Genomic DNA, 18,078 nt, shown 5'->3' on the forward strand with positions numbered 1-18,078 from the left:
CGTAGTCAGGCGTCGCGATTCTTGAACTGGACGTACGCGACGATCAGCATGACCGCCACAAAGCCGACGAGGATCCCTGATCCCACCCATACCGGCAGCTCGGAGGTGCCGGAGACGGTCTGGAAGGCGGCCATGTTGGGCCAGTAGGCCGAGATGAAGTCCCGGACGGGGGCGGGCGAGGCCGTGGAGAGGATGGGCAGCAGGAGGAACGCCGTGCTGACGTTCACGGCGGGGGCGGTGCCGCGCAGCAGGAAGCCCAGCGCCAGCCCGAACAGCGCCAGCGACGTGAACACCAGCGGCCCGAGCAGCAGCAGGCGCAGCGCGGCCGGGTCGCCCGGCATGACATACGGCGCCCCGCCCGCGGCCAGCGTCGTCTGACCGGCCACGTACATCAGCCACACCCCGGCCACGCTCACCGGCAGCGCGGTCAGGACCGTCATCCCGGCTTTGGCGGCCAGCAGGCGGCCCCGCCCACCCACCGCGGCGACACTGGCCCGCATCGTGCCCGAGCCGTACTCGGAGGAGGCGACCAGCACGCCCAGCGCCGCGACCAGCAACTGCACGACGAACAGGCCGCGCATCCCCAGGTCCAGCGGCGCGAAGTCCAGCCGCTCCTGGGGCGTGGCCGTGGCGTACTGCCTGGCAGAGGCGTTGCTGAACAGGAAGCCGAGCGCCGCCGAGGCCGCGACGGTCGCGAGCGACAGCGTCATGGTGGCTCTGATGCTGCTGAACTTTGTCCACTCCGCTCCGAGAACCGTCATCGGGCAGCTCCGTACTCGACGCTGTCGCGGGTGAGCTCCATGAAGGCCTCTTCCAGGGACGTCCGCCGCGGGGTGAGCTCGAACAGCGGCACTCCCTCCGCCGCCGCCAGCCGCCCCATGTCGGGCGCCGTCATGCCGGTCACCACCAGTTCGCCGTCCCGCCCGGCCCGCACGTGCGCGCCGGACAGCTCCAGCCGCCGCGCGAACGAGGCGGACTCCGGCGTGCGGACGAGCACCGCCCCGTCGTTCCCGGTGAACTCGCCGATGGCGGCCTCGGCGATGAGCCGGCCCTTGCCGATCACCACCAGACGGTCCGCGGTCAGCGCCATCTCGCTCATCAGGTGGCTGGAGACCAGCACCGTACGTCCCTCTGCGGCCAGGCCGCGGATCAGCGTGCGGATCCACAGGACGCCTTCTGGATCCAGGCCGTTGACCGGCTCGTCGAGCAGCAGCACCGGCGGGTCCCCGAGCAGCGCCGCGGCGATGCCCAGCCGCTGGCTCATGCCCAGCGAGAAGACGCCGGCCGGCCGGTCCGCCGCGTCCGTGAGCCCGACCAGGTCGAGGACCTCGTCGACGCGGGCGGGCGGGAGGTCGTTGGTCTGGGCCAGGTAGAGCAGGTGCTTGCGCGCGGTGCGCCGCGGGTGCACGGCCTGCGCCTCCAGCAGCGAGCCGACCTCGCGCAGAGGGTGCGGGAGGTCCTGGTGGAGGCGGCCGTTGACGGTGGCGGTGCCCGAGGTGGGCAGGTCCAGGCCGAGGATCATGCGCATGGTCGTGGACTTGCCTGCGCCGTTCGGGCCCAGGAAGCCGGTGACCAGGCCCGGCCGTACCGTGAAGGTGAGATCGTCCACGGCGAGCACCTCGCCGTGGCGTTTGGTCATTCCGTTGAGCTGGATCATGGGTCCAGCGTGGGGTGGTGGGCTGGAGGCGCTCTGAGGGGTTCTGTGAGTTCTCTGTGAGGCGGCGACGCCGTGCGGACGTGCTCGCGAGGATCCACAGAGAACTCACAGGACCCGGGGTCAGGCGGCGGCCTCGGCGGGCTCGCGCTCCCCGACCGGGAGCGGGCTGATCGCGGCCGGTTCCGTGCGGGGGAGCAGGCGGGAGGCCAGCGCGATCAGCAGGCCGAGGACCACGCCGACGCCGAGTGCGGTACGCAGGGAGGTGACGTCCGACAGGAAGCCGATCATCACCGGGCCGAGCAGCAGGCCCGCGTACCCCATCGCGCCGGCCTGGGCGATCGCCGGGCCCGGGGTGTCGGTCGCGGTCCCGGCGAGCGACAGCGTCAGCGGGGAGATCGTCGCCACGCCGAGCCCGACGAAGAACATCGCGAACACCGCCACCAGCGCCGCCGGAGCCAGCAGCACGACCGTGAAGAACCCGGCCGTGGCCACCCCGGACACGGTCAGCATGCCGCGCACCCCGAACCTGGTCCGCAGCCGGTCACCGGTCAGCCTGGCGATCAGCATGCCCGCCTCGAAGACCGGGTAGCCGAGCGCCGCCAGGGCCTCGGGGGCGCCGAGCTCGTCGCGCATGTACAGGCCGTTCCAGTCGGCGACCGTGCCCTCCACCATGAAGGCGAAGAACATGATCGCGCCGAGCAGGTAGACGATCGGGGGCAGGCGGCGCCCGGCCTTCGCGGCGGTCTCCGCCGCCGGGGCCTCGGGCAGGTACGTGCGGCCGATCACCACCATGACCGGCAGCGAGACCAGGCCGATCAGCGCCACGTTGGCGGTGAACGACAGGCCCGCGGCGATCGCCAGGCTGCCCAGGGCGCCTGCCGCGATCGCGCCCACGCACCAGCCGGCGTGCATGCCGTTCATCAGGGGGCGTCCGTACGCCTGCTCGACCGTGGAGCCCTGGGCGTTCATGGCGACGTCCACCATGCCGAACGCCATGCCGAAGAACGCCACGGCCACCATGAGCGAGGGGAGGTCCGGCGCGAACGCCACGGCCACGAGGCCCAACGCCGTGAGAGGGCCGCCGACCCGCAGGACCGCCCTGCTGCCCGCGCGGGCCATGACGCGGCGCATGGACTGCATGGTCAGCAGGGCGCCCAGGCCCCAGACCAGCAGGATGGCGCCGACCGCGGACTCGGACAGGCCGAGCTTGTCGGTCAGCGCCGGGATGCGCACGGTCATCGTGCCGACCATCAGGCCGCCCAGGACGAAAGTGAGGACTGCACCGTAACGGGCACTCCTCAGGTTGCGGGTCATACGGCAACACCTCACATAGAGTCGTAATTTCGGGATATTTCAGGGCGTTGGGGGCTGTGGCTGGGGGGCCGGCTGCGTGATGGGCTGCTGACGGCGCGGTCACCCCTGAGGCATGGGGATCTCCGGCGCGTAGGACCTGCGACACCGGCGTCGTGTGGGCGGGTGCGGCACCGCGCGGCAAGGCGCCGCACGGCGAACACACTCGGGGAAGGTGTCGCCTGCCAGAGCGCCGTCCGGCAGAGGGCCGCACTGGGGAGCCGCTCGGCAGAAAGATCACCTGGCAGGGCGCCGTCCGTGGGGAGCGCCGTCCGTCCGTGGTCGGGGGCCCTCCCGTCGGGCGCCGTTCCCCCATGAGGGGGCGTCTTCACTCCGGAGCGGGATGGGCCGCCGGTCCTTCGGTGGGGCGGTCGTCATCGGGGGGCCGGCGCGGCGGGCCGCCGGTCAGGGGCCTTTGAGCAAGGCTTTCATGCGGGATTCGAGGGCCCGCAGATCGTCCTCGGTGTTCAGCTCCGGGTCGTGGCTGGCCACGTCCCAGAGCCCCTCACACGCGAGCCGTACGATCTGCGCGGCCACGGGATCCGGCTCCTCGCTCAACCCCTCGCGGTGCCATCGGGCCATCGCCTCGCGCAGCGGCGCGAGCAGGAAGAGGTTGCCTGACGCCCCCGTGACGACCGCCCATCGTCGCAGCCGGCCGGATCGCACGGCGACCAGCGTCGCCTCCAGGTAGCGCTCGGTGTAGGTCTCGCCGGGCTGGGCGGCCATGAGCTCGTCGAAGTCCTCGATCAGCCGCTCCACCATGCCCTTGATCAGGGCATCCTTGGAGCCGTAGTGATAGAGAAGGCCGCCTTTGCTCACGCCGGCCCGGTCGGCGACCGCGGCCAGGGTGAGCGCGGCCGAGCCCTGGTCGCAGAGGAGCTCCTCCGCCGCGTCCAAAAGCTCGTCTCTTCGCATGCCACTACTGTACCGTCCGGACGGTACAGTAGCAAACGAGATACCCTGAGCGGGTGACCAGACCGTCGGCCTATCTTGATCATGCGGCGACCACGCCGATGCTGCCCGAGGCGATCGAGGCCATGACGGAGCAATTCCAACGCGTCGGCAACCCGTCCTCGCTGCACGCGGCGGGCCGCCGATCGCGCAGGGTGGTCGAGGAGTCGCGGGAGACGATCGCCGACGCGCTCGGCGCGCGGCCCAGCGAGGTCGTGTTCACCTCGGGGGGCACCGAGGCCGACAACCTCGCGATCAAAGGTCTCTACTGGGCGCGCCGGCCGCGGCGGCGCGTGCTGATCAGCTCCGTGGAGCACCACGCGGTGCTCGACCCGGCCCACTGGCTGGCCGACAGCCAGGGCGCCGAGATCGAGTTGCTGCCGGTGGACGAGCACGGCCGGGTGCATCCGGAGACGCTGCGGGCCGCTATCGAGCGCGACCCCGACAGCGTGGCCATGATCAGCATCATGTGGGCCAACAACGAGGTCGGCACCGTCCAGCCGGTGCACGTCCTGGCCGCCATCGCCCACGACCACGGCATCCCGTTCCACACGGACGCGGTCCAGGCGGTGGGTCAGCTACCGGTGTCGTTCGCCGAGTCGGGGGCCGACGCCCTCACGCTGAGCGGCCACAAGATCGGCGGCCCGATGGGGGTCGGCGCTTTGCTGCTGGCCAGGGGCCTGACTCCGGTCTCCGTGCAGCACGGCGGAGGCCAGGAGCGCGACGTGCGCTCGGGCACGCTCGACGCGCCCGCCATCGCGGGACTGGCGGCCGCCGTCGCCACCGCCGTCGGGCACCAGGAGGAGCAGAGCCGCCGCCTCACGGCGCTGCGCGACGAGCTCATCGCGCGGGTCCGCCAGGCCGTGCCCGACGTGATACTCAACGGCGACCCCGACCTGCGGGGGGCGAGCCCCCCGCAGGCCCCCCAGGACGAACGGCGAGGAATCGCTCCGGCCTCGTCGGCGCGGTTGCCGGGCAACGCCCACTTCTCCTTCCCCGGCTGCGAGGGCGACGCCCTGCTCATGCTGCTCGACGCCAAGGGCGTGGAGTGTTCGACGGGCTCGGCCTGCTCGGCGGGCGTGTCGCAGCCGTCCCATGTGCTGCTGGCCATGGGGGCGGAGCCGGCCGCGGCGCGGGGCTCGCTCAGGTTCACGCTGGGCCACACCTCGACCCGCGAGGACGTCGACCGCCTCATCGAGGTGCTCCCCGCCGCCGTCGAACGCGCCCGCCGCGCCGGTCTCAGCTGAGCGGGGCCGGTCTCGGCTGAGCGGGGCCGGTCTCGGCTGAGCGGGGCCGGTCTCAGCTGGGCCGGGGGCGTCAGCTGAGGAAGGGCGACACGGCGATCCACCCCGCGTCGGTGGCGACGTCCACCCGCGGCTCGCCCTCCTCCCAGCTCACGATCAGCTCCTTGGCGTGGATCGCGGCGTCGCCGGTCGGGTCGGCGTACACGTGGATGACCCGCTGCCCCTCCGCGCTGAGGTGTGCCGCGAGCACCGCGTCGTCGCGCAGCTTGAGCAGGCGGGCGGCCAGCCGCTCCTCGAAGTCGCGCAGCGCCGTCAGCGACTCGCCGATCGGCAGGCCCGCCTCGTCGCGGTGCGCGTACGGCAGCGTGATCTCGATGTGCTGGTCGAACAGCGGATAGTCGACCGGGCGCAGCGGATAGCGGGCCGTGGCGACGAGCGGCGCGCCGCCCGCGGTCTGGCCCTCCAGCAGCACCCACTGCTCCTCGTCGTAGCCGGAGGCCAGGTCGGCGACCACGGCGGGCAGGTGTGCGGCCGCGACGGCGTCGATCGGCTCGAACGTGGCCGCCGTGATCTCGCCCACCCACCTGGCCACGTCGTCCTCGCCGAGCAGCCAGTCGAGGGCCAGCAGCGTGGCCTCCATCCTGGTGTCCTCGTCGAGCTCCCCGAAGATCGGATGGTAGGCCGAAACGTCGACCCGCGGCTGGTTACGCGGCACGCGCAGGCCCAGCGTCAGCTTGTCGAGCGCGAACTCGAACCCGCCCACGTCCACCGTGAGCTCCACAGCCTGTGGACTGGCCTGCCGCGACGGGTGAAACTCCCACAGCAGGTCGGCCGGCGGGGCGGCCCCGGCCCAGCGATGTGCGAGCGGGCGCAGCTCGGCGTCGCCCGCCGAGGTCACCACCAGGGCGTGCGCGGCGTTCCTGCCGGGCGCCACCTCCCACACCAGGCCTGGATCGATCGCCGCCACGGCCGGGGCCAGCAGGTCTTCCAGCCCGCCCGCCTCGCCCGCGGCCACGAGCGAGTCGAGCCGCGGCCTGGCCTCCTGCCACCACTCCCAGAATCCGGCGATCCCGTCCTCGCGTGACTCGCCGCCCTCTTCCTCTGCGTCCTTGCGCCCGAACAGTCGCATGGCCGAATCCTCGCAGACCCCGACGACCACCGCACTCCGCGCCGCCCCAGACCCCGCCGTACCGGGTATCGGAGACTCCGAGGACCGCCGCACTCCGCGCCCTTCACCCTCGCCCTCGCCGTACTTCGGCGGAAATCGGTGGGCTGTGGAGTCTTCGGCCGAGGTCCCCCGGCGGAGATGGAGGCGCGGGGATTGCGGGCCATGGTCGCGCACTCCCGGCCGGACAGTACGCTGGAACGGTCATGGGACTGCGTGTGCTTGCCGCCATGTCGGGCGGCGTCGACTCAGCCGTGGCCGCCGCTCGGATCGCCGAGGCGGGCCACGACGTCACTGGTGTCCACCTCGCCCTGTCCGCCAACCCCCAATCCCACCGCACGGGCGCCCGCGGATGCTGCACGATCGAGGACTCGCGCGACGCCCGCCGCGCCGCCGACGTGATCGGCATCCCGTTCTACATCTGGGACATGGCCGAGCGTTTCCAGCGCGACGTGGTCGAGGACTTCGTGGCCGAATACGCGGCCGGCCGCACGCCCAACCCGTGCCTGCGCTGCAACGAGAAGATCAAGTTCGCGGCGGTGCTGGACCGGGCGCTGGCCCTGGGCTTCGACGCGGTCGCCACCGGCCACCACGCCAGGCTGGTCGACGGCGTCCTGTCCAGGAGCGTCGACCAGGGCAAGGACCAGTCCTACGTGCTGGGCGTGCTCACCCGCGAGCAGCTCGGCCACGCGATCTTCCCGCTGGGCGACTCGACCAAGGCCGAGGTGCGCGAGGAGGCCGCCAGACGCGGCCTGACCGTCGCCGACAAGCCCGACAGCCACGACATCTGCTTCATCGCCGACGGCGACACGCGCGGCTTCCTGTCCAAGCGGCTCGGCTCGGCGGAGGGCCCCATCGTCGACCAGAGCGGCGAGGTCGTCGGCAGCCACCACGGCGCCCACGGCTTCACGATCGGCCAGCGCAAGGGCTTGCACATCGACCGGCCCGCCCCCGACGGCAGGCCGCGCTACGTGCTGTCGATCGAGCCGGTGTCCAACACGGTCACGGTCGGGCCGCGCTCGGCGCTGGAGGTCACCACGATCACCTGCGGCCCGCCGGTGTGGAACGGCCCCGCCGCCCACGACGACCTCACCGTGCAGTTGCGGGCCCACGGCGAGGTGTACGGCTGCCGCTTCGAGGAGGCCGGCGGCGGCCTGCGCATCGACCTCGACCGCCCGGCCACCGGCGTCGCGGCGGGCCAGGCGGCCGTCCTCTACTCGGGCGACACCGTGATCGGCTCGGCGACCATCGTCTCCGCTAGCCGAGAGTGACCGACTCGCCGACCGGCAGGCGGCGGATGTCGGCCTTCTGCTTCTCCGCCTCGTCCCGCAGCCAGTTGTCGATGATGCCCAGGCCGAGGTCGCTGTAGAGCGCGTCGTGCGTGGAGTACGCCCGCGCGGGGCGGACCGTGCGGAGATACTCCATCATCTCCATGAGCTTCAGCCACGGCGCGCCGGTCGGCACCAAGAGGGTCGGCACCTCCACGTCCGGCACCGTCAGGGCGTCGCCGGGGTAGAACACCTCGTCGTCCACCAGGAAACCGACGTTCTGGACGACGGGCACGTCAGGGTGGTTCTTGGCATGCCACTCGCCGAACGCCTTCACCCGGAAACCGGCCGTTTCGAAGGCGTCGCCGTGGCGCACCACCCGGACCTCGCCCGGCACCTCGGCCAGCCCCGCCGCCACGCCTTCGCAGGTCCAGATCTCCAGCTCGGGCGAGGCGGCCTTCAACTTGCCGACGTCGACGTGGTCGAAGTGCTCGTGGGTGATGAGGACCGCGTCGGCGCCGTCGAGCACCGGGTCCGTGGTGAAGGCCCCGGGGTCGATGACGAGGACCTTTCCGTCCTTCTCCAGGCGTACGCAGGCGTGACCGTATTTCGTTAGCTTCACGCGCCAGAGCCTACGCTTGTGTCCATGTCTACGTGGGAAGCCACCGGGGTCGGGTCGCATCCGGGAGAAGACCATCTCGAGGCGATCCGGGTCGTGTTCGGCGAGGTGCCCGGGCTGCCGTACCTGCCAGAGCTGCCGGCCAGAGGCGTCGGCGCCGACATGATCGGCAGGACGGCTTCGCTGCTGATCGACCTGCCCGTGGAGGTGCAGCCGTCCGGGTGGCGGCTGACCGACCGGCCGGGGCGCGACCACCAGCGGGCCGTCGACCATCTGCGGCGCGACCTCGACGGGCTGGAGGAGATCGGGCATGACTACGCGGGTCCGCTGAAGCTGCAGGTGTGCGGGCCGTGGACGCTGGCCGGGTCGATCGAGCTCAGGCACGGCGACAAGGTGCTCTCCGACGCCGGGGCCGTGCGCGATCTGACCGCCTCGCTGGCCCAGGGGGTCGCCGACCACTGCGCCGAGGTGCGGCGGCGGCTGCCCGGGGTGACGGAGATCGTGCTGCAGCTCGACGAGCCCGGGCTGCCCGGGGTGCTGGCGGGCACCGTGCCGACCGCCTCCGGGTTCGGGCGGCTGGCCGCCGTCGAGGAGTGGCGGGTGGAGGAGTCGATGCGGCTGTTCGCCGACCCGGTCCTGCACTGCTGCGCGCGCTCCGTGCCGTTCGGCGTGCTGCGGCGGGCCGGGGTGCGGGGCGTCTCGGTGGACGCCTCGCTGCTGCGGCGGCGCGACGAGGACGAGCTGGGGGAGCTCGTCGAGGCAGGGGTGCTGCTGTTCCTCGGGGTCGTGCCGGGCACGGACACCCGGCTGCCGGATGTCGGGGCGATCGCCAAGCCCGCGGTGGAGCTGTGGCGGCGGCTCGGGTTCACGCCGGACAAACTGGCCGGTCAGGTCGTGCTGACCCCGGCCTGCGGGCTGGCCGGGGCGTCTCCGGGGTACGCGCGGGCGGTGCTCGCGGCCTGCAGGAAAGGCGCTCAGGTGCTCAGGGACGACCCGGCGAGCGGGTGATCGGCCTGGTCCGGGGCGGCTGAGACGTGTGCTTGTCGGTGCTCGGCGGTAGCGTTTCCTCTGGATGAGAGGAGAGTCCACGTGACTGAGCCGAGCACCCAGGTCGGGGGAGTGCCTGTGGCCGCGCTCAAGCGGCATGCCGAGCTGAGCGAGCTGGTCGAGGACGCTCGCTGGCGCTATTACGTGCTCGACCAGCCCACGGTCAGCGACGCCCAGTTCGACGAGTGGTTCAAGGAGCTCCTGTCGCTGGAGGAGTCCCATCCGTCGCTGCAGACGCCCGACTCGCCGACGCAGAAGGTGGGCGCGCCGGTCTCGGGCGACTTCGCGAAGGTCCAGCACCTCGCCAGGATGGAGAGCCTCGACAACGCCTTCGACGCCGACGACATGGCGGCCTGGGCGGCGCGCGCCGAGCGGCTGGCCGAGGGCGACCCGGGCCCATACCTCTGCGAGCTGAAGATCGACGGGCTGGCGATCGCGATCGTCTACCGTGACGGCAAGCTGGAGCGCGCCGCCACCCGCGGCGACGGGCGCACCGGCGACGACGTGACGGCCAACGTCCGCACGATCAAGGGCGTGCCCCACCGGCTCAAGGGCGACGACGTGCCCAGCCTGGTCGAGGTCCGCGGCGAGGTCTACATCCCGGTCGAAGACTTCAAGAAGCTCAACGAGCAGCTCGTCGAGCAGGGCAAGCCGCCGTTCGCCAACCCGCGCAACTCCGCGGCGGGCACGCTGCGGCAGAAGGATCCGCGCATCACGGCCCAGCGGCCGCTGCGGATGCTGGTGCACGGCATCGGCATCTGGGAGGGCTCGGCGGTGCCGAAGGCGCAGTCGGAGGTCTACGACCGGCTGCGGGAGTTCGGCCTGCCGGTCAGCGACCTCTACAAGGTGGTGCCGGGGCTCACCGAGGTCAACGAGTTCATCCACTACTACGAGGTGCACCGGCACGATCCCGCGTACGAGATCGACGGGGTCGTGGTGAAGATCGACGACTTCCGCACGCAGCGGGAGCTGGGGTCCACCTCGCGGGCGCCGCGATGGGCGATCGCGTACAAATACCCGCCGGAAGAGGTCAACACCAAGCTTCTCGACATCCAGGTGGGCGTCGGGCGCACCGGGCGCGTCACGCCGTACGCGGTGATGGAGCCCGTCGTGGTGTCCGGCTCCACCGTCGAGCGGGCCACGCTCCACAACGCCGCCATCGTCAAGAAGAAGGGCGTGCTCATCGGCGACACCGTCGTGCTGCGCAAGGCGGGCGACGTCATCCCCGAGATCGTCGGGCCGGTGGCGGCGCTGCGCGACGGGTCGGAGCGGGAGTTCGTCATGCCCACGCACTGCCCGGAGTGCGGGACGGAGCTGGCGTACGAGAAGGAGGGCGACGCCGACCTGCGCTGCCCCAACGCACGCAGCTGCCCGGCGCAGATCCGCGAGCGCATCTACTTCGCGGCCGGGCGGCGGGCGCTCGACATCGACGGTCTCGGCTACGTCGCGGCCACCGCGCTCACCCAGCCGCTGCCGCCGCAGCAGCCCGTGGTGCGCACCGAGGCCGACCTGTTCGACCTGACGCTGGAGCAGCTGCTGCCGATCAAGTCGGTGGTCCGCGACCAGGACACCGGTCTGCCCAAGATCGACCCCAAGACCGGCGAGCAGAAGGTCGTCTCCTTCTTCTCCAACATCAACGGCGAGCCCAGCGCCAACGCCCGGCTGCTCATCGAGGAGCTGGAGCGGGCCAAGCAGGTCCCGCTCGCGCAGCTGCTGGTCGCCCTGTCGATCCGGCACGTCGGCCCGCCCACGGCCCGCGACCTGGCGGGCGCCATGCGCTCGATCGACGCCATCATGAACGCCTCGGAGGAAGAGCTGGCCGCGGTCGAGGGCATCGGGCCCAGGGTGGCGGCGACGATCAAGGAGTGGTTCGAGGTCGACTGGCACCGGGAGATCATCGAACGGTGGCGGGCCGCCGGCGTGCGGATGGAGGACGAGCCGGCGCCGGAGAAGGGGCCGCAGACCCTCGCGGGGCTGACGTTCGTGGTGACGGGCACCCTGGAGGGCTACACGCGAGACGCGGCCAAGGACGAGATCGAGGGCCGCGGCGGCAAGGTGGCGTCCTCGGTGTCGAAGAAGACGTCGTTCCTGGTGGCGGGGGAGAACGCCGGGTCGAAGTATGACAAGGCGGTCAGTCTCGGCGTGCCCATCCTGGACGGGGCCGGGTTCGAGATCCTCCTGAAGGACGGGCCGGACGCGGCGGCGGAGGTCGCTGTCACGCCTGAGGCCGAGTAGGGGCGTCGCGCCGGTTGCGCGCATGGGCGGCTTGCTTGCGCGCATCGGCCGTGGACGGTTGGTGGACGGCGGCCCGTGTTCCGTGCCGGGCGCGCCCATACGCTTGGCTGCAGGTTTGCTACGCACGGTGGTTTTTGGGTATATGTCGGAAAGGAGAACTACGGACCGTACGCGCTTGGTTTCGCGAAGTGGGCTGAAGGTCGTACCCTCCCATAGTGACCTAATGGGGGTTCTGTTACCGATGACTGACCCAACCGACACTCGCGACACCGGCCCGCGCGTCGGCACGCCGCTGTGGGCGTTCCTCGCCGGCATCACCGTGATCGGCTTCACGGCTCTCGTCGTGGCCATGCTCAGGCTCGACGCGGTGGCGCTCGTGGAACTGGCCCGCACGCCACTGTTCTGGGTGCTCTCGGTGCTCGTGATCCTGGGCGAGCTCAGGCCCGTGATGGTGTCCTCCGCCAGCTCGGTCGGCGGCACATACCCGTCCACCATGTTCACCTTCGCCGTGCTGCTGCACTTCGGGCTGCCGGTCGCGGTGCTGATGCAGGCCGTCGGCGTCGCCATGAACGGCGTGGTGACCCGCCGGGCGTGGCACCGGGTCATGTTCAACATCGCCCAGTCCACCCTTGCCCTCACCGCGGCGGCCGTGGTGCTGGGGGCGTTCGGGATCGTGCCAAGCCCGGCCGCGCCCTGGGAGCCGAGCGGGGCCGACCTGCCGGCCATCGCCCTGGCCGGGGTCGCGTACTTCGTCAGCCGGGCCACGCTCGTCTCCGGTGCGGTCGCGCTGCACGAGCGGCGCTCGATCATCCGCGTGCTGAAGTCCACGGCGGGCCCGCAGAGCCTCGTCTACGCCGCCCTGCTGGGCCTCGCGCCCTTGGTCGTCGTGGTCATGAACCACTCGCCGGGGCTCGTGCCGCTCTTCGTCGCACCCCTGGCCGCCGTCTACTTCACCGCCACGATGTCCATGCGCCGCGACCACCAGGCCCTGCACGACGAGCTGACCGGCCTGCCCAACCGCAAGATGCTCATCGTGAGCACCGAGGAGGCTCTCGCGGAGGCCCGCCAGGAGGAGCGGGTCGGCCTGTTCCTGCTCGACCTGGACCGCTTCAAAGAGGTCAACGACACGATGGGCCACCCGGTGGGCGACCGGCTGCTGCAGATGGTCGCCCACAGGCTCACCCACTCCGTGCGGCCGGGAGACGTCGTGGCCCGGCTGGGCGGCGACGAGTTCGCTGTGCTCCTGCCCTCGATCAGAGACACCCACGCGGCCAGGGAGGTGGCGGCCCGGCTGCGGGCGGCGCTGACCGAGCCGGTGCGGCTGGAGGGCATGACCTTCGACGTGGACGCCTCGGTCGGGATCGCGCTCTACCCCGATCACGCCCCCGACTTCGAGCTGCTGCTGCAGCGGGCCGACGTGGCGATGTACCTGGCCAAGGAGGGACGCACCGGCGTCGAGCTCTATCAGCCGGACAAAGACCGTAACTCGCCCGAGCGGCTCACCTTACTCGGTGACCTGCGCCGCGCCATCGACAACCGGGAGCTCCGGCTGCACTACCAGCCCAAGGTCAGCCTCGGCAGCGGCGCGGTGCAGGGCGTGGAGGCCCTGCTGCGGTGGCGGCACCCGGTGCACGGGGCGATCGCGCCGTCCGACTTCGTGCCGCTGGCCGAGCAGTCCTATCTGATGCGGCAGCTGACCGCGTACGTCATCGAGGAGGCGCTCGAACAGGCCGCCCGCTGGTGGCACACCGGCCTGCAGGTGCAGGTCTCGGTCAACATCTCGGCCCGTGACCTGCTCGACTCCGCCCTGCCCGAGCAGCTGGAGGTGGGGCTGGCCAAATACGGCCTGCCGCCCGCGGCCATCCAGCTGGAGGTGACCGAGCGCATCCTGACCGGCGACCAGGCCTACACGCAGGAGACGATCAAGGCGCTCGCCACGCTGGGCGTGCCGCTGGCCCTGGACGACTTCGGCACCGGCTACTCCTCGCTGATCAGGCTCCAGCGGCTGGCGGTGTCCGAGGTGAAGATCGACTCCTCGTTCGTGCGCCGGATCGCCGAGTCGGACGACGACGACCGGATCGTGCGCTCGATCGTCGACCTGGTGCGCTCGCTCGGGCTGCGCTCGGTGGCCGAGGGCGTCGAGTCGGACGAGGTCGCCTTGCGGCTGGCGCAGATGGGGTGTGACGCGGGGCAGGGGTGGCTGTTCGGCAAGCCCATGCCGGCCGCCGACGCCACTGCCTGGCTCCGCGAGCGCTCCGAGACCGCCACGGAGGTCGGATACGGCTTCCAGCCGGAGGTCAGCCGCTCGGCCTAGAGTCGATGGTGCCGCCACGTCGGCCGCGCCGGCCGCCACCTCGGCGGCTTCGGCGGGCGCTTTCTGAGCGTGCGCCAGAGCAGGTACGCGGGCAGGAGCAGGATCGCCAGCGACAAGCCCGCCATCATCAGCACGCCGACCAGGTCGTAGTAGCCGGGACGGAAGACCTTGACGTCGTGTCCGGCATCGAGCGCCGACACCTGATCGCCCTCGGACAACTCCCACGACGCGTACCCGAAGATCCAGGCGTTGGGCTTGGTCCCGTGGGCGGACACGTACACGCCCTGCCAGTAGCACGGACCGCGGCCCGAGCAGTCCAGCTTCCGCGCGGTGAAGGACCCCATCGTGCCCCTCTCCCGCGCGGCCCGGTACTCCAGCGCGGCGCCGTCGATCGTGACGACGGTCATCAGCACGCCGGCCAGCAGCACCAGCGGCATGGTCATCGCCACGAGGATGACCAGGCATCCCGCGCCACACCCGTTACGCTCCATGGCCACGCCCTCCGCACTGGCCAACGATCGGACGGCCGGGAACGTTCGCGCTGTGTTGCCAGACGGTTAATGGTTCGGGGGCGCTACGTCAAGCCCCCTAGGATGGCAGTGTCCAAAGACTCCATCCACGAAACGGGTTAACCGACTCATGTCCGCCATAACCCGCGACGAGGTCGCACACCTGGCCCGGTTGTCCAGGCTGGCGCTCACGGACGACGAGCTCGACCACTACGCCACCCAGCTCGATGCCATCATCGAGGCGGTAGCGAAGGTCCGCGAGGTCGCCGCCGAAGATGTGCCGCCGTCGTCGCACGCGCTTCCGCTGACCAACGTCTTCCGTGCCGACGAGGTGCGACAGTCCCTGACCCCCGAGCAGGCGCTCTCCGGCGCGCCCGCCGTCGAGGACGACCGCTTCCAGGTGCCGCGCATCCTCGGGGAGGAGGCATGAGCGAGCGCAGCGAGCGACCAATCAAACACAGCTCTGTCCAGACTCATGCGACCGACGAAGGAGGGCGCATGAGTCTGATCCGTAAGACCGCCGCCGAGCTGGGGTCGATGATCGCCGCCGGCGAGGTGTCGGCCGTCGAGGTGGCCGAGGCGCATCTCGACCGCATGGCCGAGGTGGAGCCCAAGGTCAAGGCGTTCCTGCACGTCGACCGCGAGGTCACGCTGGAGCAGGCGCGGGCCGTCGACGCCAGGATCAAGGCGGGCGAAAACCTCGGGCCGCTGGCCGGCGTGCCGATCGCGCACAAGGACATCTTCACCACGCGCGACATGCCGACGACGGCCGGGTCCAAGATCCTTGAGGGCTGGCGGCCGCCGTACGACGCGACCGTCACCGCGCGGCTGCGCGAGGCCGGGCTGGTCTTCCTGGGCAAGACCAACCTCGACGAGTTCGCCATGGGGTCCTCGACGGAAAACTCCGCCTACCACCCGACGCACAACCCGTGGGACCTGACGAAGGTGCCCGGCGGCTCGTCCGGCGGTTCGAGCGCCGCCGTGGCCGCGTACGAGGCGCCGCTGTCCACCGGCACCGACACGGGCGGCTCGATCCGGCAGCCGGCCGCGGTGACCGGGATCGTGGGCATGAAGCCGACGTACGGCGGGTCGTCCCGCTACGGCCTCATCGCGTTCGCGAGCTCGCTCGACACGCCCGGGCCCTTCGCCCGCACCGTGCTCGACGCGGCGCTGCTGCACGAGGCGTTCTCCGGCCACGACGCGATGGACTCCACGTCCATCGACGCCCCGGTGCCCAGCGTGGTCGAGGCCGCTAAAAACCCCGACATCTCGGGCATGCGGATCGGCGTCGTCAAGGAGTTCTCCGGCGAGGGCTACCAGTCCGGCGTGCTGGCCCGCTACAACGAGGCCGTCAAGCTGCTGGAGGCGCTCGGCGCCACGGTCGTCGAGGTGTCCTGCCCGTCGTTCACGACCGCGCTGCCGGCCTACTACCTGATCGCGCCGTCGGAGTGCTCGTCCAACCTGGCGCGCTTCGACGCCATGCGCTACGGCCTGCGCGTCGGCGACGACGGCACCCGCAGCGCCGAGGAGGTCATGGCGCTGACCCGGGCCGCCGGCTTCGGCCCCGAGGTCAAGCGGCGCATCATGCTCGGCACGTACGCGCTGTCGAGCGGCTACTACGACGCCTACTACGGCCAGGCGCAGAAGGTGCGCACGGTCATCGCCCGCGACTTCGAGGCCGCTTACCAGCAGGTCGACGTGCTGGTGTCGCCCACCACGCCGACCACCGCGTTCTCGCTCGGCGAGCGCACCGACGACCCGATCGCGATGTACCTCGCCGACCTGTGCACCATCCCGTCCAACCTGGCGGGCAACGCGGCCATGTCGGTGCCGTGCGGCCTGGCCGACGAGGACGGCCTGCCGGTCGGCCTGCAGATCATGGCGCCGGTGCTGGCCGACGACCGCTGCTACCGTGTGGGCGCCGCTGTGGAGAAGGCCCTGGAGAGCCGCTGGGGCGGCCCGCTGCTGAAGGAGGCCCCGTCGCTATGACCATGGTCTATGACGAAGCGCTCGACAAGTTCGAGCCGGTGCTCGGCCTGGAGACCCACGTCGAGCTGGGCACCAAGTCGAAGATGTTCTGCGGCTGCAAGACCACCTTCGGCGCCCCGCCCAACACCCAGGTCTGCCCGACCTGCCTGGCGCTGCCCGGTGCGCTGCCCGTGGCCAACGAAGCGGCCATCGAGTCGACGATCCGCATCGGCCTGGCGCTGAACTGCTCGATCGCCGAGTGGTGCCGCTTCGCCCGGAAAAACTACTTTTATCCGGACATGCCGAAGAACTACCAGATCTCGCAGTACGACGAGCCGCTCTGCTTCGACGGCTACATCGACGTCGAGGTGGGCGGCGAGACCGTGCGCATCGGGATCGAGCGGGTGCACCTGGAGGAGGACACCGGCAAGTCCACCCACGTGGGCGGCGCGACCGGGCGCATCCACGGGGCCGACTACTCGATCGTCGACTACAACCGGGCCGGCATCCCGCTGGTCGAGATCGTCACCAAGCCCATTCCGGGCACCGACCGGCTCGCGCCCGAGGTCGCCAAGGCGTACGTCACGGAGCTGCGCGAGATCATGCGCTCGCTCGGCGTGTCCGACGTACGCATGGAGGAGGGCTCGCTGCGCTGTGACGTCAACGTCTCGCTGATGCCGCGCGGCTCGTCCGAGTGGGGCACCCGCACCGAGACGAAGAACGTCAACTCGCTGCGCAGCGTCGAGCGCGCCGTGCGGAGCGAGATCGAGCGGCAGGCCGGCATCCTCGCCGAGGGCGGGAAGATCGTCCAGGAGACCCGGCACTTCCACGAGGACACCGGCACCACCACCTCCGGCCGGTCCAAGGAGGAGGCGCAGGACTACCGCTACTTCCCCGAGCCCGACCTGGTGCCGATCGCGCCGGACCCGGCGTGGGTGGCCGAGCTGAAGGCGGCGCTGCCCGAGCTGCCGTCGGTCAAGCGGAAGCGGCTGCAGGCCGAGTGGGGGCTGTCCGACCTCGACATGCAGGCCATGCACAACGCGGACGCGATCGACCTGGTCGAGGCCACGGTCGCGGCGGGCGCGCCGCCGGCGGACGCGCGCAAGTGGTGGATGGGCGAGCTGGCGCGGCGCGCCAACGAGAGCGGCGTCCCGCTGTCCGACCTGCCCATCACGCCGGAGCAGATCGCCCGGGTGACCGAGCTGGTGGCCTCCGGTGCGCTCAACGACAAGCTGGCGCGTGAGGTGCTCGAAGGCGTGCTGGCCGGTGAGGGCACGCCGGATGAGGTGGTCGAGCGGCGCGGGCTGCAGATCGTCAGCGACGAGGGCGAGCTGCTGGCGATCATCGACCAGGTGCTGGCGGACAACGCCGACGCGGCCGAGAAGGTGCGGGCCGGGAAGATCGCCGCGGCTGGGGCGCTGGTCGGTGGCGTGATGCGGGCCAGCAAGGGCAAGGCCGACGCGGCCCGGGCGCGGCAGCTGATCCTGGAGAAGCTGGGCGTCGAAGGGTAACCAAGGTGTCTCATGAGGGCCTCGCCACTTCGGTGGCGGGGCCCTTCGGCTGCCGGGCGCCTTCCACCACCGGGTCCCGCGCCTCCTGCTCGGCCCCGCCCCTTCCGCCGGGCTGGCCCTTGTGCCCGCTCGCCCCGCCGTCCGCCGCCCCGTCGTCCGCCGCCCCGCGGTCCGCCGCCCCGCCGTCTGGCGCCGCCCACTGTCGGTCGGCGGTTTTGTGGCGGCGTCCGCTATCGGCGG

The 18,078-nt window shown here is 71.5% G+C and carries 15 protein-coding genes; 8 read left to right on the top strand and 7 right to left on the bottom strand.

Features of this window, described 5'->3' with window-relative positions:
* Positions 1 to 5: 5 nt before the first annotated feature.
* From ID574_RS25955 to ID574_RS25970, 4 genes are all read right to left on the bottom strand, one after another.
* Positions 6 to 761, bottom strand: coding sequence for a hypothetical protein (locus tag ID574_RS25955; RefSeq protein WP_188191578.1), 756 nt, complete (start codon positions 759 to 761; stop codon positions 6 to 8).
* The gene (locus ID574_RS25960) at positions 758 to 1,657 is read right to left on the bottom strand and encodes an ABC transporter ATP-binding protein (RefSeq protein ID WP_188191579.1); all 900 of its coding nucleotides are present in this window, start codon (positions 1,655 to 1,657) and stop codon (positions 758 to 760) included. Before ID574_RS25960 ends, ID574_RS25955 begins: the two co-directional genes overlap by 4 nt.
* A 120-nt stretch (positions 1,658 to 1,777) precedes the next feature.
* Positions 1,778 to 2,971: an MFS transporter gene (locus ID574_RS25965; RefSeq protein ID WP_188191580.1), complete on the bottom strand. Its 1,194-nt coding sequence runs from the start codon at positions 2,969 to 2,971 to the stop codon at positions 1,778 to 1,780.
* A 441-nt stretch (positions 2,972 to 3,412) separates the two neighbouring features.
* On the bottom strand, positions 3,413 to 3,922 hold the full coding sequence (locus ID574_RS25970) for a TetR/AcrR family transcriptional regulator (protein WP_188191581.1): 510 nt from the start codon (positions 3,920 to 3,922) through the stop codon (positions 3,413 to 3,415).
* Between the two features lie 53 nt (positions 3,923 to 3,975).
* On the opposite strand from ID574_RS25970, the gene ID574_RS25975 reads away from it, so the two are divergent.
* Positions 3,976 to 5,205, top strand: coding sequence for a cysteine desulfurase family protein (locus ID574_RS25975; RefSeq protein ID WP_223167071.1), 1,230 nt, complete (start codon positions 3,976 to 3,978; stop codon positions 5,203 to 5,205).
* A gap of 70 nt (positions 5,206 to 5,275) precedes the next feature.
* Here the strand turns inward: ID574_RS25975 and ID574_RS25980 are convergent, their stop codons facing one another.
* Positions 5,276 to 6,331: a DUF695 domain-containing protein gene (locus ID574_RS25980; protein WP_188191582.1), complete on the bottom strand. Its 1,056-nt coding sequence runs from the start codon at positions 6,329 to 6,331 to the stop codon at positions 5,276 to 5,278.
* A gap of 242 nt (positions 6,332 to 6,573) precedes the next feature.
* On the opposite strand from ID574_RS25980, the gene mnmA reads away from it, so the two are divergent.
* A complete protein-coding gene (gene mnmA, locus ID574_RS25985) occupies positions 6,574 to 7,638 on the top strand; it encodes a tRNA 2-thiouridine(34) synthase MnmA (RefSeq protein ID WP_188191583.1) in 1,065 nt (354 codons plus the stop codon).
* On the opposite strand, the gene ID574_RS25990 is transcribed toward mnmA, so the two are convergent.
* Complete coding sequence (locus ID574_RS25990; protein ID WP_188191584.1) at positions 7,625 to 8,257, bottom strand: MBL fold metallo-hydrolase; 633 nt, start codon at positions 8,255 to 8,257, stop codon at positions 7,625 to 7,627. The genes mnmA and ID574_RS25990 overlap by 14 nt on opposite strands.
* 24 nt (positions 8,258 to 8,281) lie before the next feature.
* On the opposite strand from ID574_RS25990, the gene ID574_RS25995 reads away from it, so the two are divergent.
* The 3 genes from ID574_RS25995 to ID574_RS26005 all read left to right on the top strand — a co-directional run bounded on the left by ID574_RS25995 (position 8,282) and on the right by ID574_RS26005 (position 13,850).
* On the top strand, positions 8,282 to 9,262 hold the full coding sequence (locus ID574_RS25995; RefSeq protein ID WP_188191585.1) for a methionine synthase: 981 nt from the start codon (positions 8,282 to 8,284) through the stop codon (positions 9,260 to 9,262).
* 81 nt (positions 9,263 to 9,343) lie between these two features.
* Complete coding sequence (gene ligA, locus ID574_RS26000; protein ID WP_188191586.1) at positions 9,344 to 11,536, top strand: NAD-dependent DNA ligase LigA; 2,193 nt, start codon at positions 9,344 to 9,346, stop codon at positions 11,534 to 11,536.
* A 241-nt stretch (positions 11,537 to 11,777) separates the two neighbouring features.
* The gene (locus ID574_RS26005) at positions 11,778 to 13,850 is read left to right on the top strand and encodes a putative bifunctional diguanylate cyclase/phosphodiesterase (protein ID WP_188191587.1); all 2,073 of its coding nucleotides are present in this window, start codon (positions 11,778 to 11,780) and stop codon (positions 13,848 to 13,850) included.
* Here the strand turns inward: ID574_RS26005 and ID574_RS26010 are convergent.
* A complete protein-coding gene (locus ID574_RS26010) occupies positions 13,847 to 14,293 on the bottom strand; it encodes a hypothetical protein (protein ID WP_188191588.1) in 447 nt (148 codons plus the stop codon). The genes ID574_RS26005 and ID574_RS26010 overlap by 4 nt on opposite strands.
* Before the next feature lie 196 nt (positions 14,294 to 14,489).
* Between ID574_RS26010 and gatC the strand changes: the two genes are divergently transcribed.
* From gatC to gatB, 3 genes are all read left to right on the top strand, one after another.
* Positions 14,490 to 14,789: an Asp-tRNA(Asn)/Glu-tRNA(Gln) amidotransferase subunit GatC gene (gene gatC / locus ID574_RS26015; RefSeq protein ID WP_188191589.1), complete on the top strand. Its 300-nt coding sequence runs from the start codon at positions 14,490 to 14,492 to the stop codon at positions 14,787 to 14,789.
* Between the two features lie 68 nt (positions 14,790 to 14,857).
* Positions 14,858 to 16,348, top strand: a complete 1,491-nt coding sequence (gene gatA, locus ID574_RS26020) for an Asp-tRNA(Asn)/Glu-tRNA(Gln) amidotransferase subunit GatA (protein ID WP_188191590.1) — start codon at positions 14,858 to 14,860, stop codon at positions 16,346 to 16,348.
* Positions 16,349 to 16,350: 2 nt separating this feature from the next.
* Positions 16,351 to 17,838 carry an Asp-tRNA(Asn)/Glu-tRNA(Gln) amidotransferase subunit GatB gene (gene gatB, locus ID574_RS26025; RefSeq protein WP_188191922.1) on the top strand — a complete coding sequence of 496 codons (1,488 nt, stop codon included), beginning with the start codon at positions 16,351 to 16,353 and terminating at the stop codon, positions 17,836 to 17,838.
* Positions 17,839 to 18,078 lie beyond the last annotated feature (240 nt).

It is taken from the genome of Nonomuraea sp. SYSU D8015, from assembly GCF_008065375.1.
Lineage (GTDB): Bacteria > Actinomycetota > Actinomycetes > Streptosporangiales > Streptosporangiaceae > Nonomuraea.